Source organism: Kitasatospora sp. CB01950, from assembly GCF_001905465.1.
Classification (GTDB): Bacteria; Actinomycetota; Actinomycetes; order Streptomycetales; family Streptomycetaceae; genus Kitasatospora.
Window position 1 is genome coordinate 205,125 of the sequence record NZ_LISX01000003.1, and the last position, 24,951, is coordinate 230,075.

Consider the following 24,951-nt stretch of genomic DNA (forward strand, 5'->3'; position numbering starts at 1 on the left):
CCTGACGGCCTGACGGCCTGACGGCTCGACGGCCCGACGGCTGCGGCGCCGCGAGGGCGTACGCCCGATGGCATGACCTCCCGTGCCAGGACCCGCTCATTTCCGGCGACGGCACCGCGTTCACCGTCCACGCGCCTCCCGGCGCCGGCGTGGTCGCCGTCCGGGTCACCACCAACCCGGGCACCTCGCCGGCCGTCCCCTTCGGCCGGTTCGCCTACGACGGCCCCGCCCCGGTGGTGATCACCGGCATCGACCCGGACAGCGGCCGCAAGGACCACTCCGTCACCATCACCGGCGTCAACTTCGGCTCCGACGCCCGGGTCTTCTTCGGCGACGGCCCTTCCCCGTCCGTCCGGATCAGGCGCACCGGCGCGCCCGGCGAACTTGTCGCCACCGCCCCCCAGCCGAGCACCGGCCCCGGCAAGTCCCGCACTCCGGCGTCAACTTCGGCTCCGACGCCCGGGTCTTCTTCGGCGACGGCCCTTCCCCGTCCGTCCGGATCAGGCGCACCGGCGTGCCCGGCGAACTCGTCGCCACCGCCCCCCAGCCGAGCACCGGCCCCGGCAAGTCCCGCACTGTCGACATCACCGTGCTGTCCAACGGCTACTCGTCCCCGACCGGTCCGGTCGCCGAGTTCACCTACGAGGAGGCGTGACGGGGCGGCGGCGGCCTCAGTCGACCCAGCCGCGGCGGTGGGCCTGCCAGCCGAGTTGGATGCGGGTGTCGGCGCGGGCCAGTGACATCAGGCGGCTGATGCGGCGTTGGACGGTGCGCAGGCCGAGGCTGAGCTGTTTGGCGACGGCGGGGTCGGTGGCGCCGGAGAGCAGGAGCGCGAGGATGCGGCGGTCGGTCTCGTCGGGTTCGCCCGCGGGGACGGGGCCGACGGCGACGGTCGCGGGGCCGGTGCGGCCGAGCGGGTGGGCCCACTCCCAGGTCTGTTCGAACAGGACGGTGAAGACGGTGACCAGGGCGGGCGCGCGGACCACCAGCGCGACCGGGTCGGCGGTGGAGTCGGTGAGCGGGACGAGGGCGAGGGAGCGGTCCGCGACGATCAGCTTGGTGGGGACCTGCTCGACCACCCGGATGTGCTGCTGCCGGTCCATCGCCTCGAACAGTGGCTGCGCCGCGCCCGGTTCGTCCAGGGCGCGGCGCTCCAGCACCACCCGGTAGGTGACGCCGCGCTCCACCGCCGCCGACTCCGCGCCGGTCTCGTCGGCGGCCACCACCTGGTGACGGCCCGTCACCAGCGCCAGCAGCTCGTGCTCCGCGCCGGCCTGCAACTGCGTGACGCGGTGGCTGATCGCGGCCCGCCCGGCCACCACCTCCACCAGGTCGCGGTCCGCCCGGCCCGCGCGCGAGGTCGCCGACCGGTAGGCCTCGGTGAGGGTGGAGGCCGTCAACTCGGCCTCCCGCAGGGCGTGTCGGCGGCCGGTGAGCAGCGCTTCCAGGGCGACCGCCGGGGGAGCGGCGGTGTAGCGGAGGTCGGCGCCGGGGGCGACCAGCCCGCAGGCCTGGAGCAGTTCGAGCGAGCCGGTCGGCACCGGGCCGCAGCGGGCGGCCAGTTCGGCGCGGGACGCCGGGCCGTGGGCCACCAGGTGGGTGTAGACCCGTTCGGCGTGCTCGTCCAGACCTATCGCCGCCAGCATCCGCGCTCCGTTCCGCCGTCCCCAGGACCACCCGCCCGCCGCCCGTCCGCACCGCCCGTGGGCGGGTGGCGGTTTGCCGCCGGGCGGTGATCCGCCAGCGCACATCATGACCGGTCAGTCCCGTCTTCTGCCAGGCTCACCGGCCATGACCCGAACCTGGAGGCGTTCATGACACGAACGGCGCGCATACGCGGCGCGATGGCCCTGGCGGCGGCGGGCATCCTCGCCACCGGCACGCTCACCTCGACCGGGCAGGCCCTCGCCGCCCAGCCCGGCACCCCGGGCTCCACCCTGACGGGACGCCAGAGCGCCGCCCCGCGCACCGTCACCCTGATCACCGGCGACCGGGTGCAGGTCAGCACCGGGAACGACGGCCGCACCACCGTCACCGTACTGCCCGACGAGCACGGCAACGTCCCGCTGACGTTCACCCAGCAGCAGAACGGCGACCAGTACGTCATTCCGCAGCACGCCTCCGCCGCCCTCGCCGCCGGCACTGTCGACCGCGGCCTGTTCAACGTCACCGCGCTGCTGCGCCAGGGCTACGACGACCGGAACGCCCGGACGCTGCCGCTGATCGCCACCTACCGGGACGCGAAGGCCGCCGACGCCAGCCCGCAGGCCCGCGCCCGCGCCGCCGGCACCAAGCAGCTCAAGGCCGTCGACGGCGTGGCCTTCACGCCCGCCAAGGACGACGCCGCCAAGACCTGGAACCAGCTGGTCGGCCCGGACGGCAAGGGCCGCGACGGCCTGACCAAGCTCTGGCTGGACCGCAAGGTCCGCACCGCCAACGACGCCGAGAACAAGCAGATCGGCGCGCCCGCCGCCTGGGCCGCCGGCCTCGGCGGGCAGGGCGTCAAGGTCGCCGTCCTCGACACCGGCATCGACGACCAGCACCCCGACTTGGCCGGACAGGTCGACGCCCGCCGCAACTTCACCGGAGACACCGTCGACGAGGACGTGCACGACGCCGTCGGCCACGGCACCTTCGTCGCCTCCGAGATCGCCGGCACCGGCAAGGCCTCCGGCGGCAAGGAACGCGGCGTCGCCGACCAGGCCCGGCTGCTGGTCGGCAAGGTCCTCGACGACGGCGGCTCCGGCACCGACTCCCAGATCATCGCCGGCATGCAGTGGGCCGCCGACTCCGGCGCCGACGTGGTGTCGATGTCCCTCGGCAGCCCCGAACCCAGCGACTGCACCGACCCGATGTCGGTGGCCGCGCAGCGCATCGCCGAGCAGTCCAAGGCGCTGTTCGTGGTCGCCGCCGGCAACCTCGGCAGCTACCAGTCCGTCAGCTCGCCCGGCTGCGCGCCCGCCGTGCTCACCGTCGGCGCGGTCGACGCCAAGGACGGCACCGCCGCGTTCTCCTCGCACGGCTCCGTCACCGGCGCGCACACCCTGAAGCCCGAGATTGCCGCGCCCGGCGTCGACGTCAAGGGAGCCGCCGCCGGCGGACGCGGCGTCTACGCCTACACCTCGATGTCCGGCACCTCGATGGCCACCCCGCTGGTCGCGGGCAGCGCAGCCCTGGTCAAGCAGCGCCACCCCGAGTGGAGCGCCGCGCAGCTCAAGGCCGCACTGGTGTCGTCCGCGCTGGCCACCGTCCCCGGCGACGTCCAGCAGACCGGCGCGGGCCGGCTGCGCGTCGACGTCGCCGCCGGCCAGAGCGTGCTCGGCGCGCCCGCCGTCGGCTTCGGCGACTTCGCCTGGCCGCAGCAGAAGTCCGACACCCGCACCGTCCAACTTCCGTACACCAACACCTCCGACAGGCCCGTCACGCTCAGGCTGAGCGTGCAGCGCACCGACGGCGACGACGAGTCCGCGATCAAGTCGAAGCTCGTCAAGCTCGGCGCCGAGAAGATCACCGTCGCCGCCGGGGCCACCGTGCAGGTGCCGCTCACCTTCGACACGAACGCGAAGCTGACGGGCGGCCAGTACGGCGACGTCACCGGCCGGGTGCTCGCCACCGCCGACAACGGCGCGACCGTCTCCACCCCGTTCAACGCGTACGTCGAGCCCGAGACCCTCGCCGTCCGGGTCAAGCTGATCGACCGCGACGGCAAGCCCGCCGCGGCCGACGTCGGCACCAGCATCACCATGGTCGACCTCGGCCAGGCCACCGGCAGCCGCCAGGCCCCGAACGCCAACGGCGAGATCGTCTACCGGCTGCGCCCCGGCACGTACTCGCTGAGCGGATTCGTGGTCACCCCCGAGCGGGGCGACCCCACCGGCGAGGCCGCGGCGAAGGGCGTCACCGCGCTCGCCATGCCCGAGATCCAGCTGACCAAGGACACCGTCCTCACTCTCGACGCCCGCCAGGCCGCCCGGATCGAGGTGCAGGCCGACCGCGACGTCCAGGTGCGCGGCGGCGCGCTCGAACTCGGCCGCTGGTGGGGCGACAAGTGGGTCGACTCCACCGGCGTGCGCACCGGCCCGCTGCCCGTCGAACTCTCCGCCTGGGGCTCCGGCAAGGCCCGCACCGGCGGCTTCGAGTTCGGCAGCTACCTGCGGACGGCCGCCCCCGAGGTCGTCCTCAAGGGCGCCGGCCTCACCCTGGAGCCGCACTACGCCCAGTACGCCGACGAGGCCCAACTGCCGCACACCGGAAGCGCGTTGCTCGCCTCCGCCGCCAGCGCCGACCCGGCCGACCTGGCCGCCGCCGACGCCAGGGGCAAGCTGGTCCTCGTCCCCGACAACGGCACCTCGCAGCGCACCGTCTCCACCAACGCCAAGAACGCCGGCGCCGTCGGCGTGCTGACGTACCGCAACACCCCCGGCGTGTTCGGCAAGAACGACATCAGCCTGGACGCGCCCGTGCTGCCGATCACCGCCGACCGGGCCGCCGCGCTGAAGGCCGCCCTCGGCAAGGGCGCCGTCACCCTCGGCTGGACCTCCGCCGCCGACAGCCCCTACGTGTACAACCTGGCCTTCCGCGACGCCGGTTCGATCGCCGGCAAGCAGCGCCACACCGTCCGCGACCGCGACCTCGCCACCGTCACCGAGAACTGGCACTCCGTCGGCACGCCCGTCCGGATGAGCGACTACCTCACCGTCCAGCGCCCGTGGAACCCGTACGGCGGCACCGCCGTCGCGCAGGGCCTGGTCGCCACCCCGTCCACCCGCACCGCCCGCTACACCGCCGACGACACCACCTGGCTGCACGACGGGCAGAGCAGCTGGCCGTTCGCCGAGTTCATGCAGGACCTGCCGCGCCGCTACCAGGCCGGGCAGCAGCGCACCGAGGAGTGGTACCGGGGCGTGCTGCGGCCCACCGCCGGGCGTGCCGCCGACGGCTCCGCGCTGCTGGTCGGCGAACGCCAGGCCGACCTGATCGGCGTCGACCTCACCCGCACCCTGTGGGGCGACGGCAACGCCGACCACACCGGCAGCCAGGCCTACTTCGGAGACCTGGCCGCCGTCGAACTCTTCAGCGGCGGCGAGTCGTTGGGCCGCTCCTGGTTCGGCCCGATGGACGTCTGGGAGCTGCCGGCCGAGGCCCGCGAGTACACCCTGGTGCTCGACCAGTCCCGGATGTACCACCGCGACCTGTGGCAGCGCTCCACCGCCGTCCGCACCGAGTTCGGCTTCCGTTCGGCGGGCGACCCGAACGCGTACTCGCAGTCGCTGCCGCTGCTGTTCCCCGACTACCGGATCGACCTGGACGGCAACAGCACCGCCGCCGCCGGGCCGCTGCGGATCGCGCTCTCCGCCACCGGCCAGAGCGGCTACACCCCCGGCGCGCTGACCGACGCGAAGCTCGCGTACTCCTACGACGGCGGCACCACCTGGACGGACGCCGCCGTCGGCGCCGACAAGGTCGCCGTCCTCGACCACGCGGGCGCCTCCGGCAAGAACGTCAGCCTGCGGATCACCCTGGCCTCGGCCGACGGAGCCAAGGTCACCCAGACCGTCACCGACGCGTACGCCGTGCGCTGACGTCGACGCCCCCGGGCCCCACCGGTCTCCCGTACCGGTGGGGCCCGCTGCGTGCCGTCACACGGGCAGCGCGTGCAGGAACTCCGCGACCAGGCCGTGCAGTTCGGCCGGCCGCTCCAGGTGGACGTCGTGCCCGGCGCCCGGCAGGCTCGCCGCGTGCACGTCCGGGCGCAGCGCCAGCATCCGGTCCGCGTCCGCCGCCGGAACGATGCCGTGCTCGCCGAGCACCAGCAGCGCCGGGCAGTGCGCCGCGCCCGCCCAGTCCTCCCAGCGGTCCCGGACGGCGGTCCCGTCCAGCGCCGCCACCATCACCTCGGTGTCGAACCGCGGCCACCAGCCGTCCTCGCGCTGCTCCAGGCCGTCCGCCCAGGCCTCGCCCAGCGGGCCGCCGCCGAAGAACCGGACCGCCGAGGCGCGCTCCGCGAACGGCACCGGCCAGGACGCCAGCAGCGCGCCGATCTCCGCCGGCGCGTCCGGCGAGGCCGCCGCGGCGGCCTCCACCAGCACCACTCCCGCGAACCGCCCCGGGTGCGCGGCGGCCGCCAGCAGCGCCGTGTGCCCGCCCAGCGACTGGCCCACCAGCAGCGGACGCTCCAGGCCGAGCGCGTCCGCGACCGCCAGCACGTCCGCCACGTACGCCTCCCGGCCGAGATCCTCCGGGCGGCGGGTGGAGCGGCCGTGGCCGCGCTGGTCCACCGCCACCACCCGGTGCGCCGGGGCGAGGGCCGCCGCCAGCGCGTCCCACTCGCCGGCGTGCCCCGCCAGGCCGTGCAGCAGCAGCACCGGCCGCGCCTCGTCCGCGCCCGCCCAGTCGCGGCAGTGCAGTTCGACTCCGGCCGCGGCCACCGTCCGGGCCGTCCACGGGCTGTGCGTGCTCATGTGCTCGTCTCCCAACGCTACGGGGCCGGTCGGCCACGGGGTGTCAACCGACAATGCCACGCGACGGCGATGTCGATCAATGCCACTCGCGGTCCACAAGTGGCCTTATCGGCCGGTGGGATGACGGACCATCAGCAGCGCCTCGACGCCCGCCGCCACCGCCTCGTACGTGTGCGGGACATCCGCCGCCCACGCGTGGTGCCCGCCCTGCCCGCCCGCAGCATCCACGTTGCTGCTCGCTGCTCGCCGCTCGCCGCTCGCCGCCGGCGCCTCCGGCGGGTCCTGCGGGTCCCGCGGCTTCGCCGCCCGCGGGGCCTGCGAGGATGGGCGGACCATTCCGTCATCCCCAGTGAGGTTGTCTTGTCCAAGGTCAAGCTGAACACCAACCACGGCGACATCGTGATCCGCCTCGACGCGGAGAAGGCGCCCGCGACGGTCGCGAACTTCCTCCAGTACGTCCAGGACGGGTTCTACAACGGCACCGTCTTCCACCGGGTGATCAACAACTTCATGGTCCAGGGCGGCGGCATGGAGCCGGGCCTGCGCCGCAAGGACACCCGCGCCCCGATCCAGAACGAGGCCGACAACGGCCTGAAGAACACCAAGTACTCGGTGGCGATGGCCCGCACCTCGGACCCGCACTCCGCCACCGCGCAGTTCTTCGTCAACGTCGCCGACAACGCCTTCCTCGACCACACCGCCAAGTCCGGCCCCGGTTGGGGCTACGCGGTGTTCGGCGAGGTCGTCGAGGGCCAGGACGTGGTCGACGCGATCGAGGCCGTGCCGACCGCCTCCAAGGCCGGCCACGCCGACGTCCCCAAGGAGGACGTCGTCCTGGTCAGCGCCGAGGTCGTGGAGTGACCACCCGTCACGGCCGGCTGAGGTAGCTCAGCACCGCCAGCACCCGGCGGTGCCCGCTGTCCGCCGGGGACAGGCCCAGCTTGGTGAAGATGTTGCCGACGTGCTTGTGCACCGCATTGTCGGTGATCACCAGCCGGGCGGCGATGCCCGCGTTGTCCAGGCCCTCGGCCATCAGCGCGAGCACCTCCCGCTCGCGCGGCGTCAGCGCGGCGGTCGGGTCATGGGCGGGACGGGTGAGCAACTGGCCGATCACCTCCGGATCCATCACCGTCCCGCCCGCCGCCACCCGGCGCAGCGCGTCCACGAACTCGCTGACCCGGCCCACCCGGTCCTTCAGCAGGTAGCCGACCCCGCCGCGCCCGTCCGAGACCAACTCGCCCGCGTACTGCCGCTCCACGTACTGCGACAGCACCAGCACCGGCAGACCCGGCCGCCGGCGGCGGGCCCGGATCGCCGCCCGGATGCCCTCGTCGCGGAAGTCCGGCGGCAGACGGACGTCCACGATGGCGACGTCCGGACGGTGCTCCTCGACCGCGGCGAGGAAGGCCGGCGCGTCGGCGGCGATCGCCACCACCTCGAAACCCTTTGCCGTCAACAGGAGTTCGAGGCCGCCGGCGAGCAGCACATTGTCCTCGGCGATCACGACCCGCACGGCAGCTCCACCTCGATCACGGTCGGACCCCCGACCGGACTGTCCACCCGCACCACACCGTCCAGCGCCAGCACCCGGTGCCGGATCCCCGCCAGGCCGGTGCCCCGCGACTCGTCCGCGCCGCCCGCCCCGTCGTCCGCGACCACCACCGTCAACCGGTCGCCCACGCGGGCCACGTGAACGCCCGCCCGGGCCGCGCCGCTGTGCTTGGCCGCGTTGGTGAGCGCCTCGGCGACCGCGAAGTACGCCACCGCCTCCACCGCCGCCGGAACCTCGCCGAGCTCGCCCGCCTCCAGGTCGGCGCCGATCGCCGCCCCCGCCGCCAGCGCCGCCAACGCCCCCGCCAGACCCCGGTCGGCGAGGATCGGCGGATAGATCGTCCGGATGACCGCCCGCAGCTCCGCCATCGCGTCCTCCGTGCCCTGCTGCGCCTCCGCCAACAGCTTCTCCACCAACTCCGGCTGCTCGCCCAGCAGTTCGCGGGCCACGCCGAGCCGCATCGCGATCGCCACCAGCCGGGCCTGGGTGCCGTCGTGCAAGTCCCGTTCGATCCGGCGCAGTTCCGCGCCGTGCGCGTTCATCGCACCGGTGCGGGTCTCGGTCAGCGTCGCCACCTGCCGGGCCAGCCGGTCGGCCGCCGACGGCGACAGCAGCGCCACGCACAGCCGGGCGTGCAGCCGCGCCAGCACCGGCGCCAGCAGGTACGTCAACGCGGCGAACACCGCCGCCTGCGCCGTCCCCAGCGTCAACGCGGTGCCCCAGCCGGTCAACGGCGCGCCGAACGCGAAGCCGCCCGCACGGGTGCCGGGCGGCAGCGCCCACCAGAGCGGGACGGTGACGGCCGCCGTCACCGCGTTGCCCGCGCACACCACGGCGACCAGCCCGAACGCCAGACCCGCGCCGGTGCTCGCGCCGACCCATGCCAGCAGCCGCCACCCGCCGGCCCGGACCGGCCCGGACGGCTGCGCGGCCAGCAGGCGGTCGGCGCGGCGCCGGTGCCAGGACGCCCAGGGGCGCGCCGCCCCCGGCACCAGCAGCACCGGCAGTACGACGAGTGTGGCCACGGCCGCGGCCAGGCCGGTGATCAGATATCCGAGGCCGCGCCACCGTGCCGGCAGCCGGCCGCCCCCTTGATCGTTCATTCGGACAAGTCTGAGTGATCGTCACCCGGCCCGGCACTACAGCCTGCCACCCTCTTTTTCCACCCGTGCGGGGTACCGACCGCGCCGACCGGCCCGGCCTAGCGTCAACGGCCATGACCACCACACCGAACTCCGCTCCCCGCCGCCGCCGGACCCTCCTGCTGTCGGCCCTCGCCGTCCTCGCCGCCGGGGCGCTGACCGCCGGCCTGCTCGGTGCCGACGCCGCCGACCGGCAGGACCGGCTGCAGCGCGACGTCGACGCGCTCACCGCCCTCGGCGTCACCGGCGTACAGGCCCGCCTCACCACCCCCGGCCACCCCGACCGGACCGCCGTCGCCGGCGTCGCCGACATGACGTCCCGACAGCCTGTGCCTGCCGACGGCTACTTCCGGATCGCCAGCGTCACCAAGGCCTTCGTGGCCACCGTCGTCCTGCAACTCGTCGGCGAGGGAAAGCTCTCACTGGACGACACGGTGGAGAGCCGACTGCCCGGCGTGGTGGCCGGCAACGGCAACGACGGACGGACGATCACCGTCCGCGACCTGCTCCAGCACCGCAGCGGCCTGCACGACGACTACCCCGACTACACCTCCGCCGACGACTTCCAGCAGCACCGCAACGACAGCACCACGGCCGCGCAGACCGTCGCCCGCGCCACCGCCCACCAGCCGGACTTCGCGCCCGGCGCCCAGTGGAGCTACAACAACACCGGCTACGTCCTGCTCGGCATGATCGTCGAACGGGTCACCGGACACCCCTGGCACCAGGAGGTGCACGACCGCATCGTGCGCCCGCTCGCCCTCGACCACACCACCTGGCCCGGCACCGCCCCCGCCCTCCCGCAGCCGCACGCCGCCACCTACCAGCGCTTCACCGAGGGCGGCCCGCTGGTGGACGTCACCGAGCAGGTCGGCATGGGCGCCAACGGCGAGGCCGGCCTGATCTCCACCACCGCCGACCTCGACCGCTTCCTCACCGCCCTGCTCGGCGGCCGACTGCTCCCGCCCGCCCAACTCGCCCTGATGCAGCAGACGGTGGCGGTCGGCCAGGACTTCGAACAGCTGATGCCGGGCGCCCGCGACGGCCTCGGCCTGTTCTCCCGCCCGCTCTCCTGCGGCGGCCTCTACTGGGGCCACGAGGGCGGCGACGCCGGCTGGATCACCGCCACCGGCGTCACCGCCGACGGCCGCCGCGCCGTCACGGCCTCGCTGTCGGGCGTCGTCATCGCCTCCCCGGACGACGTCGCCCGGATCGCCGAGGCCGAGAACCGCCTGGTGGACGACGCGCTGTGCTCATGACCGGGGGTCGTCATGACCGGGGGCGCGACGCGGCCGTAGCGGCCGGTGAGCGGGGCGGTGCGGTCGGGGGCGTCCTCACGGCGGGGCGGCGTGGCCGTGGAGGTCGGTGCCGTCCTGACAGGCCCTCCGCGCGCGCCGCATAGCATCGGGACCGTCACACCGCCGTACCGGCACACTGCCGCACTGCCGTTCCGTCACACCGCCGCACGTCCCGCAGGAGTGTCCGCCCATGCAGATCGACCTCGCCGCACCGCCGCTGCCCGCCACCGCACCCGCGCTGGCCCGCGAAGCCGAGGAACGCGGCGCCGGACGGTTCGTCCTGTCGGAGACCTCGCACAACCCGTTCCTGCAACTCGCCCGCGCCGCCGACCGCACCACCCGGATCGGCCTCGCGACCGGCGTCGCCATCGCCTTCGCCCGCACCCCGATGACACTCGCCTACGAGGCGTGGGGCCTGCACGAGAGCTCCGGCGGACGGGCGGCGATCGGCCTCGGGACGCAGATCAAACCCCACATCGTCCGCCGCTTCGGCATGCCGTGGGACCGCCCCGCGGCCCGCATGCACGACTACCTGGCCGCCGTGCGGGCCGTCTGGCACAGCTGGCAGACCGGCGAACGCCTCGCCTTCCGGGGCGAGTTCTACCAGCACACCCTGATGACACCGGTCTTCGCGCCCGCCCCGCTGCCCTTCGAGCCCCCGCCGCTGCTGCTCGCCGGTGTCGGCCCGCTGATGACCGCCACCGCAGGCGCCGCCGCCGACGGCTTCCTCGCCCATCCCTTCGGCTCGCCGCAACACCTGGCCACCGCCGTCCTGCCGGCCGTCCGCGCCGCCCGCGCCAAGTCCGAGGCGGAGAACGCCCCGTGGACCGCCCGCCCGTTCGAAGTGGTCGCCAACGTCCTCGTCGCCACCGGCCGCACCGAGGAGGAATACCGCACCAACCTCCGCCTCGTCCGCGAACGCCTCGCCTTCTACGCCTCCACCCCCGCCTACCGCCCCGTCCTCGAAACCCACGGCTGGGCCGCCCTCCAGGACGAACTCCACCCCCTCTCCGTCCGCGGCCGCTGGCAAGAAATGGGCCACCTGATCGACGACACCGTCCTCACCACCTTCGCCGTCACCGGCGACCCCACCACCGTCGCCCGCGAACTCCACCACCGCTACGCCCCCCTCGTCGACCGCCTCTGCCTCAGCGGCCCCGACGAAACGGACGCCGCCCCCCTGCTCGACGTCCTCTCGGCAGCGGGCGGAGCGAACCGGACAGCGTCCTGACAACGACGATCAGTCGAGCGGAGACGGCCCGGTGATCCGTCGAACGTGCCACTCGCGGGTGTCCTCGGCGCGCACGACGTCCAGCCCGCCGAGGCGGAGTGCCCGCACCAGCGCCTCTTCCAGCATGTCGGTGGCGTCGTACAGCGAGGGGTTCGTCGTGTCCACGGGCCGGAACTCGTCGGCGTCCATCAATTCGTCCGTCACGCCCCACGACACCGTGACGTGGTCGGCCACCTCGCCCGGCCGCCACGGGTCGTCACGGCGCAGTTGTACGCCAGGGGCACCGCTGCGCTCGGCGACCGGCAGAGCGAGCAGCCTGCACACCAGCCTGATCCGCTCGACCAGGTCGAGCGGCAGCTCCATCTCCTCGGGTGTGCGGCCCCTGAAGTTCGCGTCCGTGCCCGTGTCCGTCATGCCGACCAGCGTCCCCCACACGCACGGACGTGCGGGGGTGAACGCCGGAATCCGGCGGCGGCCTCGACCGCGAACTGCACGCTCGTCCGTCCCCGCTCATGAGACGGCCCCCGTACCCGCCGTGAGCTCCGTGCTGACTGTCGTGCCAACGTTCTGACTGGCAGTCGGCGCCTCCGCTGCGTCCTACTCCTCCGGCTCCCAGGCGCGGAGCAGGTCGAGCAGCCCGGCGTCTCCGTCCACGCGCAGGGAGTTGGCCGGGATACGGTCGTACATGTAGATGACCAGCTCACTGGCCGTGCCGTGGACGGAGGCGCCGGCCGCGTCCGCGTCCTCGCCGGGGGTGGCCGTGGGCGCGGGGATGCGGGTGGTGCGTGCGCCGTCGCCGTCGACCGTGAGGCGCCAGGAGCGGCCCTCGGTGGCGTGGAAGTCGAAGGCGGTGGGCTTGTGCGGCCAGGCGGCCGGCGTGGCGCAGACGGTGAACAGGAACTCCTCCACGCCGTCGAGTGCCACGTCGAGCGGCAGCGCCTGCGGGGCGCCCGCGGAGACCTGGACGTCGTACGTGTGCATCGCGGTCTCCTGGACCCGGTGCCGGGCGACACCGCCGGCGGTGACCGGCGACTGCGACACCGGCCACCACGTCCAGCAACCGGCCTCCGGCCCGGCCTCGCGCAGGGCGCTCAGCAGAAGCTCCGTCGACGCGGCCAGCCAGGCCAGCAGCGCCGCACGCTCCTGCGGCACCTCCAGCGCGGCGCGCGCAGCGACCGCCTCGGCCGGGGGACCGTCGGCGGGCCCCGCACCGACGACGGCGGCCCAGAAACGGTCTCCCCCACCCAGGTGCTTCACCAGATCGAACAGCGTCCACCCGGGGCAGGTCGGCACCGGCGCGTCGAGATCCGGCGCGGCGGCGACCTCGGCGCGGAAGGCGGTCGACCGCTCGTCGATCAGTCGCAGCAGGTCGGGAAACTCAAGATTCTTTTGCACGCCGGATGTCTACCACCGGCCCCCGGTGACCGGACAGCGATTTTCCCGGCCCGCCGAGAGCACGCACCAGACGCCGCGGGGCTGCGGCGCGGGTTCGAAGACAGGCCCTAGCCTGGCGGGATGAGCGAGGAGCAGCAGCACAGCGGGAGGCGTCGGCGGCCGCGGTACCGGGCGCTGTCGCCGTTGCGGGAGCACCTGCGGGAGTCGTTCTGGTTCGCGCCGCTGGTGACGTGCGTGGGCGCGGTGCTGCTGGCGGGGCTGACGGATCTCATCGACCGGGAGATCTTCGCGGAGGCCACCGCCGAGCAGACGGCCGACACCCTGCTGTCGTTCACGTCCGCGGCGAAGAGCGTGGTGTCGACGGTCAGTTCGGCGATGCTGACGTTCATCGGCGTGGTGTTCTCGATCTCGCTGGTGTCGCTGCAGATGGCGGCGGGTCAGATGAGCCCCCGGGTGCTGCGCCTGTACGTGCGCAGCCGGCTGACGAAGGCGACGTTCTCGACCTGCCTGGCGACGTTCGTCTTCACGCTGCTGGTGCAGCTCGGCTACGACGAGACCACCGATCCGACGCGCGCCGTCTCGGTGCCGATCGTCTCGACGGTGGTGGCGCTCGTCCTGGTGATGCTGAGCCTGGCGCTGTTCGTGCTGTACGTGCAGGCGACGCTGCGGCTGCTGCGGGTGCCGCACGTGATCGACCGGGTCACCCGGGAGTCGCTGCAGGTGCTGCTGGCGTACCGCTGGCTCGCCCCGGAGCTCGCGGACGGCCCGGCTCCGCAGGGGCCGACGCTGCTGCACGAAGGGCGGGCCGGCGTGCTGCGGGACGTCAACATCCGCCGCCTGGTGCGGGTGGCGCGGCGGCACGGGACGGTGCTGCACCTGGTGCCGCGGATCGGCGACTTCATCGCGCCCGGCACCCCGACCGTGCTGGTCGCCGGCGGCACCCCGCCCCGGCCGGGCTGGATCACCACCGCGCTGAACGTCGGCGTGGACCGCACCATGCACCAGGACCTCGGCTTCGGCTTCCGCCAGCTCGTCGACATCGCCATCCGCGCCCTGTCGCCCGCCGTCAACGACCCCACCACCGCCGTGCAGGCCGTCGACCGCATCCATCAGCTGCTCGCCGTCCTCGCCCCGCTGCACCTCGGCGAGCTGCGCCACCGGGACGCGGACGGCGCGGTGCGGCTGGTGCAGCCGGTGCCGGACTGGGAGGCGACGGTGGACCTGGCGTTCACCGAGATCCGGATCTGCGGGGCCGGCCAGCCCCAGGTCACCCGCCGCCTGGTCGCCGCCCTGGACGACCTGCTGCGGATCGTCCCCGAACCGCGGCGCGCCCCGCTGCTGAACCAGCGCCGGCTGCTGGAACGGGCCGTCACCGCGTCCGTCCCGGACGAGCAGAACCGGGCGTTCGCGCTCACCCCCGACCGCCAGGGCATCGGCTGAGACCCGGCACGGCCCCGAAGCAGGACCCCCGGGAGCGCCAGACCCCGAAAGCGCCGGGCCCCGAAAGCGCAGGACCCCGAGAGCGCAGGACCCCCGAAAACGGCGGATCCGCCCGGGAGGAGCTCCCGGGCGGATCCGAAGAAACGACGATCAGCTGGTGGCACTGCGGTTCAGTGAGGCCAGGTACTGGTTGTACGCCACCAGCTCGGCGTCGCCGTCGCGGTCGGCGGCACGGTCGCGGCGGCGGGCCTGCCGCTCCTCGGACTTGGCCCACTGGAGGGTGAGCGCGATCAGCACGATCGCGGTGGGGATCTCGCCGAACGCCCAGGTGATGCCGCCGGCGAGCTGCTGGTCGGCGTGCAGGTCGGTGCCGGGGGGCGCCGTCGCGCCGGAGAAGGTGGTGACGAGCTGCCCGGAAGCCATCATCACGGCCACGCCGAAGAACGCGTGGAACGGCATGCCCATGAACAGTTCCAGAATCCGCATCACGAAGCCGGGGCGGTGCGGGCCCGGGTCGACGCCCATGATCGGCCAGAAGAACAGCAGGCCGACGGCGAGGAAGTGCAGCATCATCGCCAGGTGCCCGAGCTGGTACTGCATCAGCCAGTCGAACAGCGGGGTGAAGTACAGCCCGTACAGGCTCGCGATGAAGATCGGGATGGTGTACGCGGGGTGCGAGACGATCCGGACCAGGCGGCTGTGCAGCAGCGCGACCAGCAGCTCGCGCGGGCCGCGGCCGCTGCCCTTGCGGGCCGGACGCAGCGAACGCAGCGTGAGCGTGATCGGCGCGCCGAGCAGCAGCAGGATCGGCGACAGCATGGACAGCACCATGTGCTGGATCATGTGGGCGCTGAACAGCACCATGCCGAAGTCGTTGAGCTTGGTGTTGGTGACCAGGAACACCGTGCCGACACCGGCGGTCCAGGCCACCATCCGGCCGACCGGCCACTTGTCCCCGCGCCGCCACAGCCGGACGGCCCCGGCCAGGTACAGGCCGAAGAGGAGCCCGCAGAAAGCCAGGTACGGCCAGTCCGGCGACCACCCGATCGCGTTCGAGAAGGAGTAGGGCGGCAGAGGGCTACCGCCGTGGTGGTGCATCCCGGCCATGCCGTCCATGCCGTCGCCCATCGGGCGGCCCCGCTTTCGTCATGCCGTCCGCCGCCGCGTCGCCGCGCCGCCGGTGAGGTCCGTTCCGGCCCCGGTCGGCCCGGGTCCGGTTTGCTCCGGTTTCGTTTCGTTCGGACCCAAGCCTAGGCGGCGCTTACGAATCGTCGGCCAGCGCCCCCGGGGACCCGCCTCCGCCGGGTGCGCCGGCACCGGTCCGCCAGCACCCTGTCGGCCGTCACCCACGACGTGCACAATCACCCGTATGACGACTGCCACACCCCCGCGCGCCACGCCCGGCGGCCTCGCGCTGGGCTTTCTGACGGGCGGGGTGATCGGCGGGTCGCTGGCCGCCTTCATCGGGGGGTGCATCGTCGGGAAGGCGTCGCTCGTCGTCACGGGGCTGGCCCTGCCCGCGGCGTACGGCCTGCTGTTCTTTCTCGGCACGCTGCCGCGCCGCGCCCGCGACAGGGCCGCCGTGCCGCGGACGGCGCTCGCGATGATCGAGAGCCGGGAGGCCGTCGCCGGGGAGGCCACCGAGGTGCCGGTGCGGTTCGATCTGACCGTCGCTCCGGACGACGGGCCCGCGTACCGCGTCGCGATCCGGCAGGGCGTCCACCTCTCCGAGCTTCCCGACTACCGCCCGCGCGGGATCGTGGTGGTCGAGTACGAGCCCGAACGGCCGTGGAAGGTCCGGATCGTGACCCGGCCGACACCGGCCTGGGAGGAACGGGCCGCCGACGCGCACCTGGACTCGGCGCCCGGCCCGGCCATGACGGGCGACGCCCGGAAAGGCTGCGTCGGCGGGGTCCTCACCGTGCTCGGCCTGCTGTTCGGCGCGGCCTCCGTGCTCCTGCTGTCCGGCGCCGACCCGTTCGGCCCCGACGCGTCCGGCGCCGCGCCGCAACCGTCCGGCACCGTCGTGTCGTCCACCACCACCGTCACCTCGTCCACCACCGTGACGTCGGCCACCGGAACGGTCGCCCTCGGGGCGGGCCGATCCATGCTCGACCAGGGCGAACTGCGCACCGCCGTCGAGTCGTTGACGCAGGACGCGGAGAATCGCCGGGCGCTCACCGTCGTCGTCCAGGAGCGCCTGCTGACGATCGTCTTCGCGCCCGCCGGCGGGCAGGTCGCCGGGTTCGACCCGCGGGCGCTGCCGTTCGACCGGGTCGCCGCGCTGGTCGAGGACGCCGGCACCACCCTCGGCACCGGCTCCCCGCAGAGCTGGCAGTTGACCGCCGACGGCCTCACCGGCAGGCTCACCCTCCGGGTCATGGTGACCGGCGACCGGGGCGCGGGCAGCCTGGAGGCGGACGGGCAGGGCAACGTCCTGCGGCGCAACGGCAGTTGACCGGATCGGGGGGGATGGGGAACGGGGGATGGGACACATGGGGTGGCACGAGTGGCTGGTGCTGTGGTGCGCGGTGTGGGGCGCGGCGGCGCTGGTCGGGGTCGGCATGTCGCTGGCCGGCCTGACCAAGGCGCAGCGGACGGTCCGGCTCACCGGGCGGATCGAGCGGGTGCGGGCGCCACGGCACGGCGGGTCGCGGCTGGGCGGGATATCGGTGGTGGTCAGCTACCGCGACCCGGCCTCCGGACAGGAGGTCACCGTGACGAACGACGGCGAGCGCGGCGAGATGATCACCGCGGCGTGGGAGGGCCGCGAGATCGGCGTCAGCCATCCGCGGGGCCGACCGCACGCCTACCGGTTCTCCAACGCCCCCGAGCAGCCGTCGCGCGGACTCGGCCGGCCTGCCTTCGCGCTCTTCCTGGTCTACGTCGGGCTGGTGGTCCTCGTCGCGATCGACCGGGGGTGGCCGTGGGCGCTGATCGGCTCCGGCGGGCCGCCGGCGATCCTCGGCGCCGTCCAACTGCCCTGGGCGGTCCGTGTCAGGAACAACCGCCTCGACAGACTGACCGCGATGGAGACCGTGCCGGGCCGGGTCGTCGCCGTCCTCAAGGACATCAGCGTCGACCAGGACGACGGCCCCATCACCACGATCACCCCGGTGGTCTCCTTCACCACCCACCAGGGCACTGCCGTCACCGCCCACTGCACCTCCCACCTCCCGCACCCCGCAGGCGCGTACGACCGTGACGTCACGGTCCACTACACGGCCGCCGACCCGGCCGACTTCACCCTGGACCGGGCCGCCGAACACCACTCGGAGAAGCTGGCCGTGGCCATCCACGCCCTGGCGGTAGCCCTGCTGGCGGCGACGGCCGTGGCGGGAGCAGTGCTCCTCCGCAGGTGAGTCGGCTCTCCGGGAAGGGCGCTCTCGTTCCTGCGGCCGGCGATGCCGACGATCCGGCCGACACGGGCCGGCCCCCGGGGTGCCGGAGATCTCGCACGCGCCTTGGCGGAGGCCCTTCCCGTCTGGCGGTGAAGCCGCCGCTGGCGTGGGGTCAGGCCGGTGTGGGCCAGCGTGGTCCGGTGTCCGGGTCGCCGAACCACACCCACTGCTCGTGGGGTGTGGCGGTCATGCCGTAGTCGTACACCTCCGGCCGGTCGAGCCCGATCCATTCGTCCCTGGCGGCGCCGATCTCGTCGGCGAGGCGGCGGGGGCCGCCCTGGTGGACGAACACGCCGTCGGGTGTGGACGACAGCGTCGCCCAGGACGAGACGCCGTCGTGGATCCACGCGGACACCCCGTCCTCGTCGGTCGCGGTCTCCACGTGGACGTCGGGGAGGGCGACCCGCAGGTGGAACAGCAGGTCCCAGTCCTCGAGTTCGGCGGGATCCCGGTCGGTGCGCTGCTCGGGACCGGGCGGGGCGCTGCGGCGGAGGTCGGCGAAGCCGCGGACCGGGGTGCCGACGGTAGTGGTCCGGTCGGGCATGAACCGGGCCAGGCCCTGGAGCCAGCCGGTCGCGCTCTTGTGGTCGCCGGCGACGGTGAGGGCGACGTGGCCGAGCCGGCCCCAGGGCGCGACCAGGCGCCCGCCCGGTGCGGTCTGTTCGATCCACGTCCAGGGAATCCGTTCGACGGCGTAGGTGGCGATGACACGGTCGAACGGCGCACCGTCGGGCAGACCTGAGCCGCCGTCACCCTCCCGCACGCGCACGTCCAGGCCCGCGGCCCGAAGGCGGGAGGCGGCGGCCGCAGCGAGGCCGGGGTCGACCTCGATCGAGGCCACCTGGCCGGGCCCGGCGCGGTGGGCGAGCAGCGCGGCGTTCCATGCGGTGCCGGTGCCGAGTTCCAGGACACGGTGGCCGGGCTCCAGCAGCAGCGAGTCGAGCATGTCGACCACGACGGCCGGCGCGGACAGGCTGGACGACGGCAGATCGTCGGCGAGTTGGGTGACCGCGGGCCGGCTCGGGGCGCTGTGGAGCAGCTCCAGCCATCGCCCGGGGGCGGTGTCGCGGTCGACGGGCTGCCAGGCGTGGCCGTCCCAGTCCCACAGCCGGCCGGGTGCGAACAGGTCGCGGGGAAGCGCGGCGACCGCGGGGCGGATCCACGGCGAGCGCTCCGGCCACTGCCCGGTGCGCGCCATCTCCGTGTCGAGGCGCTGCCGCCACACGTCGGCCGTGGACGGGCTCGTGGTGTTGTCGACCGCGGTCACCGCACGTCCCCTTCTACTTCTTGTGCTTGCCGGTGCCCGGCTGGGGCTTGTCGACCTTGCCGTCCGCGTTGCCCGGCGGGGGCGTTCCCGTCCCCGGATCCGGCGTCGGCTTCTCGTGCTCACCCATGATCTCTCCTCCCCGATGCCCGGCCGGACCGACCCCGACCGGGTGCCATCGTCCCGCTCCTGCGCCGAGTGCGGAAGGGCGCACAAGAGTGCTCGGCGCACGCGCCCGATTGACCCAAGCCAAATCAGATGCCGGGCGACCGCTTCGGCGGTCCGGGGAGCATGGTCGGCGTACCTGTGAAGGTGTTCGGGCAGGTACGGATGAACGTGCCCGGCGAACTGCCAAGGGCACCTTGACTTGAAGCGCGCTTGAATCTCTAGGGTCCCTTCCAGTTGCTCGTCCGACGAAGGGGGAAGACGCTCGTGATCCTCGTGACAGGGGCCACCGGAAACATCGGAAGTGTTCTGCTGAAGGAACTGCAGGCGTGCGGTGCCGGCCCGATCAGGGGACTCACCCGTGACGCTGCACGGGCCGCGTTCCCCGAAGGGGTCGAGGTCGTCGAGGGCGACTTCGCCGAGACGGCGGCACTGAAACCCGCTCTGGAGGGTGTGCGATCGCTGTTCCTCGTGTCGCGTCTGGGCCCGGACGCCGACATCATCGAGGCCGCCCGGCAGGCGGGCGTGGAGCATGTCGTGCTCGTCTCGTCCATCACCGTCCAGACCCATCCGCACCTCGGCCCCGCCGCGGAGAACCTCGCTGTCGAGCGGCTGCTCCAGGACAGCGGCATGGCCTGGACGATCCTGCGGCCGACACAGTTCGCCTCGAACGCCCTGATGTGGGCGGCGTCGGTCCGCGAGCGGGAAACGGTCCGCATGCCGTACGCGGACATCGGGCTGCCCACGATCCACCCCGCGGACATCGCGTCGGTGGCGCGCGTCGCCCTGACCGAGCCCGGCCACCGGGGCCGGACATACGCACTGACCGGTCCGGAACAGGTGACAGCCCGCCAGCAGGTCGAGTCCGTCGCGGCGGCGCTCGGACAGGAGGTGCCGTTCGCCGAGATCGGCCGGGAGGAGGCCCACGCCCGGATGACCGCGGTCTTCGGCGCCGGGACTGCGGATGCGGTGCTCGACGTGATGGGCGGAGACGTCAACGAGGCGCTGCAACAGGTGCGCGACACGGTTGCACAGGTCACCGGCTCAGCGGCCAGGCCCTTCCATCAGTGGGCATCGGAGAACACTGCAGCCTTCCGCCGACCTTCCTCGCCTTGAGCAGGTCCACTCGTACGCGACCGGGCACGCCCCGGTGCCCGGGGTGTCCAGGACGTCGTCCCTGATCGGAGTCTTCTGCGCCCCTGGCCGGCGGCTTCCGATCCCGGGCGGGCAGGGGCCGGCCGTCGTTCGGGCGGCCGGGCTTGTAGGCTCGCGGGGAGGAGCTCTGATTCGTGAAGGGGGAGCCCGGTGCGCGCCCGTCGGTGGATAACGTTGGTTGGTGGTGTCGTCGCGCTGAGCAGCCCGACGCTCGCGTATGCGCGTGGTGGGGGCGGTAGCCACGGGTTCGGGGGCGGTGGCGGCGGGGGCGGTGGTTTCCACGGGTCGACCGGTGGCGGCTTCGGCTACGGGTTCGTGGCCGGTGGCGGCGGGGGTGGAATCTTCCCGCTGCTGGTGGTCGTGGCCGTGATCCTGCTGGTCCTGTGGATCAGGTACCGGCGCCGGAAGGCGAAGCAGGCGGCCGATCTGAACACGGTGTCGGACCGTACGGCGCACCGCGCGGACGCGCAGGCGGACGAGCGTGCCGCCCAGGTCGGGGCCCGGGTCGATGCCATCGCCGACACGGATGCGACGTTCGACCGCGCCGCGCTGGAGCAGCGGGCGGTCTGGCTGTACACGACCGCCCAGCAGGCCTGGACCCGGAACGATCACGCCATGCTGCAGCAGATCCTGTCCCCGGTGCTCTACGGCAAGTGGGCGGACGGGCTGCGCGACTACGAGTCGCGCGGCGAGGTCAACGTGGTGGAGATCGTCTCCGGCCCGGTGGTCCAGCTGGTCGACGTCGCGAATCGCGCGGGCGAGGTGAACGACACCGTCACGTTCCGGATCACCGCGACGCTCAACGACTACGTACGCCGCAGCTACGGCGCGGACGCCGTGCGCAAGGACGGCTCGACGCGCCCGGTCGAGTACTGGACGCTGCGCAAGAACCCGGCCGGGGAGTGGATCGTGTCGTCGATCGAGCAGGCGGCCGAGGGCGCGCACCACCTGACCGACGCCATCGAGACCGACAGCTGGGACCAGAAGGAGGTCGCTCGCGAGGCGGTGCTGGAGGTGGCCGGGAGGACCGCGGTCAAGGGTGTGAGCGACATCCTGTCGCTCACCAACATCTCGTGGAGCACGGATGCCGACACCGCCGTCGGCGATCTGAGCGTGCTCGACGGCCGGTTCGACAAGGCTGTTCTCGAGGTCGCCGTCGAGCGGTTCCTGGAGGAGTGGGTCATGAACGACGGCAGCCTGGACTTCACGTCCGTGCGCACCGTCAACCGCACCGTCATGCGCAACGCCGTCGTCAGGTCGGTCACCGTGCGCTCGCTGGTCTCGCGCGACCCGATCGTCTTCCGTGTCTCGGTCGACGCGGAGGGCGTCTACTACGAGGTCGACCGGCGCAGCGAGCAGGTGCTCCGCGGCGACGCGCGCGAGCGCAGGCCGATCACCTTCGCGTTCGACCTCCGGCTGGACGACACGTCCACCAACGCGTGGACCGTGATCGCCACCGACGTGCAGTAGGCGGAGCCCACGCAGGGCACTCCGCCGGACCCTGCGGTGCCGGGCAGGCGGGTCAGGAGGCGAAGAGGTCGGCGCGGTCCTCGCCGAGGTGGGCCCGCAGGGTGGCCAGGGCGCGCATGCTCTGGGTCTTCACGACGGAGTTGCTGACCCCCACCATCTCGGCGGTGGCCTCTATGGTGTGGTCCTCCCAGTAGCGCAGCAGCACGATCGCCCGGTCCCTGGCGGTGAGCAGCGCGAGAGCGTCGATCAGGGTGAGCCGGGTGTCCGCCGAGACGCCCTCCTGGACGGTGTCCGGGATTAGGTCGGGGACCCGGTCGATCGCCACCTCGCCGGTGCTGCGCAGGCGCTTGTGGTCGAGCAGGCTGTTGAGCAGCACCTTGCGGGCGTAGCCGAACGGGTCGAGGTCCCGGCGGGTGATCCGGGGCCAGGCGAGGTACATCTTGGTCAGCGTCGTCTGGGTGAGGTCCTGGGCCAAGTGCCAGTCGCGGCACATCAGGTAGGCGATCTGGCGCAGTCTGACCGCTCCGGCCTCCGCGAACGCGGTGAACTCTGCTTCTTTCCGCACCAGTGGTGCCCCCTGATCGTGCGTGCGGTGGATCCCGAGTAAAAGGGAGTGCGGCCCCGGAGGTCCCGGGGCCGCAGCGGGGCAGGTCAGTCGAACTGCGGGAGCGACGGGAAGCGGGCGTCCGCGGCCGCGCCCTGGGCGGGCGTCATCATGTTGTGGAAGGCGGGGTTCCCGGCCAGTTCGGCGGCGGCCTCCTCGGTGAGCGGGAGGACTCCGGGCGGGTTCGTCCTGCCCTCCCGGGCCAGGCAGGTGGCCATCTGCACGGTGACGGCGGTGCCGTCGGCGTGGCGGACCGTGACCACGGTGTTCTGGATGCAGTTGTCATCGATGTGGGTGACCCGGACCTGCTGGCCGTACTTGTCCCGGCGGCAGCCGTCGAACGTCGTGCACTTGGCGTCGGGGGACGCGGAGCCGACGAAGACCCGCATCATGCCCAGGCCCGCCGGAGTCTTGACGTTGACCTGGGCGACCGGGACGTCGGCGGCGTACTTGCCGTGCGCCTCGGTCGCGTTGTTCGCGGCGTATCCGCTGGTCTCCAGGCCGGCGGGCAGGGAGTCCAGCACCGTCGCGAGCACGGCCGTGCCGCTCACCCGGACCAGGGCGCCGGACGGCGTCGGCGACGGGGTCGAGGACGGGCCCGCCGAGGCGACCGGGGCAGGCGCGCCACCGGCCGCCGGGCCGACCAGCCCGGTCCCGCCACCGGTGCCGGTGCCGTGCAACTGGCTGCCGGCCAGCGCCACGACGGCCGCCATCGCCAGCGCCGACCCGGCGACCTGCCCGACCGTCCGGACCCGGCGGGCGCGGCGGCCCTTCCTGGTCGCCTCCGTCACCACGTCACCCAGCGGCGGCGGCGTCAGCGCGGACAGCTCGTCGCTCAGGTCCAAGCGGAAGTCCTTCATCTCTGAACTCACTTCTGTCGTCGTCTTCGCACGCCGGCCATGCGGACCCGCTCGAACGCGGCTCTGACCTCTACACGGGTGCAGGGACGCGCGGGGTCACAGAAAAGAGCCGCCGTTACCCGACCGTGACTTCGCCCTGGTCGGGTGGCGGCGGTGGAGGAGGTGGCCGTTCTTCCGCATCGTGTGCATACGCTGCGCGAAGTCGCGTTCGTAGAGGGTGAGTTCGATTCGGCGGTGGGGTCCGACGCCTGTGCCGGTCCGGCGGCCGACGCCCGCGCCGGTCAGTGTCTGCGGCGGCTTCGGCCGAAGCGGATCAGTACGGCGCCGGCGGCGGCCATCAGTGCGGCGCTGATGGCCAGGGGGCCGGTGGAAGGCGATCCGGTTTCGGGGAGGGCCGGGCCGGTCGGGGTCGGCTCGGGGGCGGTCGGGGTTTCGCCGGTGGGGGTGGGCCGGGGGCCGGTGGGGCTCGGCGTGGGGCTGGGGCTGGGGCTGGGGCCGCAGGGCAGCCATTGGAGCCGGACTTCGCCGTTGCCGCTGCGGACGCCGGTGGTGAACTGGGCTCCGGCGGGGCCGAGGCTCGAGCCGCCCCCGCCGCCTCCGCCGCCCAACGTGGAGCCGGTGGAGGAACCGCCCGCTCCGCCGCCGACGGCTCCGCCGCCGCCGCCCCCGCCGGTGCCCATGTGGGGGTCGCCGAGGTTGAGTGCGCCGTTCCCGCCGGTCATGCCGTTCGCGGACCCGCCCGCCACGCCCGGCGGGTCTCCGTCGAACGTCGGGGTGCCGCCCGCCCCGCCCGCACCGCCCGCGCCGCCGGACGCGCCGCCCTGGCCGGAGCCCGGGGCGGCGGGCGTCATGCCGCTCTCGCCGCTCTGGCCGCCCGCGCCGCCCGCACCGGTGCCGTCGTCGGCGAAGCTGCCCGCGCCGCCGCCCCCGCCACCTGCGACGACGACCGTGGCGCTGTCGAGGGCGACGGTCGTGGCTCCGCCGCCGCCGGCCGCGACGGCCCCGTTGCCCGGTGACGGCTCGTTGTTGTAGGCGCCGCCCTGGCCGCCGCCGCCGTAGCCGCCGTGCGGGGGGCTGCCGTCGGTGAGGCTGCCGCCGCTGCCCGCGCCGGCCACGTTCACGGTCAGCACCTGCCCGCTGTGGACGTCCAGCGTCGCGCGGACCTCGGCGCCCAGGCCGCCCGGCGACCCGTAGACCGCGTTGCCGCCCGCGCCGCCGAACGCGGTCACGTCCACCTGGCACACGTCGTCGGGCACGGTGACGGACTCGGGGTTGCCGGTGAACACGAAGTCCACCGTGCCGCCCGGGGCCGTCACCGCCGATGGCAGGGCCCGGGCCGCGCAGGCGGCGGGAACGGCCAGGACCAGGCCGGAGCTCAGAGCGAGGGCGCAGGCAGCGCGCAGGGTGCGGTGTGGGTGTCTCATGCCTGCACGATATGCTCACGTAAAGTGTCAGATCCGCTACATGGCGTGACCATTTGAATGTGTCGCAGTGCCCTCCACCGGACCCTGCA

Annotated in this window: 22 protein-coding genes and 1 pseudogene; 11 read left to right on the top strand and 12 right to left on the bottom strand. The window is 73.6% G+C overall.

What is annotated here, in order from left to right:
• Positions 1–236: 236 nt before the first annotated feature.
• Positions 237–404: pseudogene (locus AMK19_RS38420) on the top strand (IPT/TIG domain-containing protein); the annotation flags it as partial.
• A 110-nt stretch (positions 405–514) separates the two neighbouring features.
• Complete coding sequence (locus AMK19_RS37040; RefSeq protein WP_241844316.1) at positions 515–655, top strand: hypothetical protein; 141 nt, start codon at positions 515–517, stop codon at positions 653–655.
• 16 nt (positions 656–671) lie between these two features.
• On the opposite strand, the gene AMK19_RS09580 is transcribed toward AMK19_RS37040, so the two are convergent.
• Positions 672–1,646 carry a hypothetical protein gene (locus AMK19_RS09580; protein WP_073810084.1) on the bottom strand — a complete coding sequence of 325 codons (975 nt, stop codon included), beginning with the start codon at positions 1,644–1,646 and terminating at the stop codon, positions 672–674.
• Positions 1,647–1,814: 168 nt separating this feature from the next.
• On the opposite strand from AMK19_RS09580, the gene AMK19_RS09585 reads away from it, so the two are divergent.
• Complete coding sequence (locus tag AMK19_RS09585; protein ID WP_073810086.1) at positions 1,815–5,582, top strand: S8 family serine peptidase; 3,768 nt, start codon at positions 1,815–1,817, stop codon at positions 5,580–5,582.
• Positions 5,583–5,639: 57 nt separating this feature from the next.
• Here the strand turns inward: AMK19_RS09585 and AMK19_RS09590 are convergent, their stop codons facing one another.
• Positions 5,640–6,461, bottom strand: a complete 822-nt coding sequence (locus AMK19_RS09590; RefSeq protein WP_073810088.1) for an alpha/beta fold hydrolase — start codon at positions 6,459–6,461, stop codon at positions 5,640–5,642.
• A gap of 105 nt (positions 6,462–6,566) precedes the next feature.
• Entirely contained in the window at positions 6,567–6,797 is a 231-nt protein-coding gene (locus tag AMK19_RS36460) for a hypothetical protein (protein ID WP_198953280.1), read from the bottom strand.
• 24 nt (positions 6,798–6,821) lie between these two features.
• On the opposite strand from AMK19_RS36460, the gene AMK19_RS09600 reads away from it, so the two are divergent.
• Positions 6,822–7,322 carry a peptidylprolyl isomerase gene (locus AMK19_RS09600; protein ID WP_073810089.1) on the top strand — a complete coding sequence of 167 codons (501 nt, stop codon included), beginning with the start codon at positions 6,822–6,824 and terminating at the stop codon, positions 7,320–7,322.
• 7 nt (positions 7,323–7,329) lie between these two features.
• Here AMK19_RS09600 and AMK19_RS09605 read toward each other — a convergent pair whose 3' ends face one another.
• Together AMK19_RS09605 and AMK19_RS09610 are read right to left on the bottom strand one after the other, a co-directional pair.
• Positions 7,330–7,974: a response regulator gene (locus AMK19_RS09605; protein WP_073810091.1), complete on the bottom strand. Its 645-nt coding sequence runs from the start codon at positions 7,972–7,974 to the stop codon at positions 7,330–7,332.
• Positions 7,962–9,116 carry a sensor histidine kinase gene (locus AMK19_RS09610; protein WP_073810092.1) on the bottom strand — a complete coding sequence of 385 codons (1,155 nt, stop codon included), beginning with the start codon at positions 9,114–9,116 and terminating at the stop codon, positions 7,962–7,964. Before AMK19_RS09610 ends, AMK19_RS09605 begins: the two co-directional genes overlap by 13 nt.
• A gap of 113 nt (positions 9,117–9,229) precedes the next feature.
• Here AMK19_RS09610 and AMK19_RS09615 point away from each other — a divergent pair, with 113 nt between their 5' ends.
• Positions 9,230–10,414, top strand: coding sequence for a serine hydrolase domain-containing protein (locus tag AMK19_RS09615; protein ID WP_073810094.1), 1,185 nt, complete (start codon positions 9,230–9,232; stop codon positions 10,412–10,414).
• Between the two features lie 229 nt (positions 10,415–10,643).
• The gene (locus AMK19_RS09620) at positions 10,644–11,684 is read left to right on the top strand and encodes a TIGR03617 family F420-dependent LLM class oxidoreductase (protein ID WP_073810096.1); all 1,041 of its coding nucleotides are present in this window, start codon (positions 10,644–10,646) and stop codon (positions 11,682–11,684) included.
• Between the two features lie 9 nt (positions 11,685–11,693).
• On the opposite strand, the gene AMK19_RS09625 is transcribed toward AMK19_RS09620, so the two are convergent.
• Entirely contained in the window at positions 11,694–12,098 is a 405-nt protein-coding gene (locus tag AMK19_RS09625) for a hypothetical protein (RefSeq protein WP_143200134.1), read from the bottom strand.
• A 183-nt stretch (positions 12,099–12,281) separates the two neighbouring features.
• On the bottom strand, positions 12,282–13,079 hold the full coding sequence (locus AMK19_RS09630; protein WP_073810099.1) for a maleylpyruvate isomerase family mycothiol-dependent enzyme: 798 nt from the start codon (positions 13,077–13,079) through the stop codon (positions 12,282–12,284).
• Positions 13,080–13,199: 120 nt separating this feature from the next.
• On the opposite strand from AMK19_RS09630, the gene AMK19_RS09635 reads away from it, so the two are divergent.
• Positions 13,200–14,519: a DUF2254 domain-containing protein gene (locus AMK19_RS09635; RefSeq protein ID WP_073810101.1), complete on the top strand. Its 1,320-nt coding sequence runs from the start codon at positions 13,200–13,202 to the stop codon at positions 14,517–14,519.
• A 150-nt stretch (positions 14,520–14,669) separates the two neighbouring features.
• Here AMK19_RS09635 and AMK19_RS09640 read toward each other — a convergent pair whose 3' ends face one another.
• Positions 14,670–15,617 (bottom strand): cytochrome c oxidase assembly protein, encoded by a 948-nt coding sequence (locus AMK19_RS09640; RefSeq protein ID WP_073810824.1) that lies wholly within the window; start codon positions 15,615–15,617, stop codon positions 14,670–14,672.
• 271 nt (positions 15,618–15,888) lie between these two features.
• Here AMK19_RS09640 and AMK19_RS09645 point away from each other — a divergent pair, with 271 nt between their 5' ends.
• Together AMK19_RS09645 and AMK19_RS09650 are read left to right on the top strand one after the other, a co-directional pair.
• Complete coding sequence (locus tag AMK19_RS09645; protein ID WP_073810102.1) at positions 15,889–16,977, top strand: hypothetical protein; 1,089 nt, start codon at positions 15,889–15,891, stop codon at positions 16,975–16,977.
• Positions 16,978–17,014: 37 nt separating this feature from the next.
• The gene (locus AMK19_RS09650) at positions 17,015–17,881 is read left to right on the top strand and encodes a DUF3592 domain-containing protein (protein WP_073810104.1); all 867 of its coding nucleotides are present in this window, start codon (positions 17,015–17,017) and stop codon (positions 17,879–17,881) included.
• Positions 17,882–18,032: 151 nt separating this feature from the next.
• Here the strand turns inward: AMK19_RS09650 and AMK19_RS09655 are convergent, their stop codons facing one another.
• Positions 18,033–19,187 (bottom strand): methyltransferase domain-containing protein, encoded by a 1,155-nt coding sequence (locus AMK19_RS09655; RefSeq protein WP_241844318.1) that lies wholly within the window; start codon positions 19,185–19,187, stop codon positions 18,033–18,035.
• Between the two features lie 429 nt (positions 19,188–19,616).
• Here AMK19_RS09655 and AMK19_RS09660 point away from each other — a divergent pair, with 429 nt between their 5' ends.
• Together AMK19_RS09660 and AMK19_RS09665 are read left to right on the top strand one after the other, a co-directional pair.
• Positions 19,617–20,465, top strand: coding sequence for an SDR family oxidoreductase (locus AMK19_RS09660; protein WP_073810105.1), 849 nt, complete (start codon positions 19,617–19,619; stop codon positions 20,463–20,465).
• Between the two features lie 399 nt (positions 20,466–20,864).
• Positions 20,865–21,974: a Tim44 domain-containing protein gene (locus tag AMK19_RS09665; protein WP_241844319.1), complete on the top strand. Its 1,110-nt coding sequence runs from the start codon at positions 20,865–20,867 to the stop codon at positions 21,972–21,974.
• Between the two features lie 52 nt (positions 21,975–22,026).
• Here the strand turns inward: AMK19_RS09665 and AMK19_RS09670 are convergent, their stop codons facing one another.
• The 3 genes from AMK19_RS09670 to AMK19_RS09680 form a co-directional block, all read right to left on the bottom strand.
• Entirely contained in the window at positions 22,027–22,539 is a 513-nt protein-coding gene (locus AMK19_RS09670; protein WP_073810108.1) for a SigE family RNA polymerase sigma factor, read from the bottom strand.
• An 86-nt stretch (positions 22,540–22,625) separates the two neighbouring features.
• Entirely contained in the window at positions 22,626–23,438 is an 813-nt protein-coding gene (locus AMK19_RS09675) for a hypothetical protein (RefSeq protein ID WP_073810110.1), read from the bottom strand.
• A gap of 281 nt (positions 23,439–23,719) precedes the next feature.
• Positions 23,720–24,862, bottom strand: coding sequence for a hypothetical protein (locus tag AMK19_RS09680; protein WP_073810111.1), 1,143 nt, complete (start codon positions 24,860–24,862; stop codon positions 23,720–23,722).
• Between the last annotated feature and the right edge of the window lie 89 nt (positions 24,863–24,951).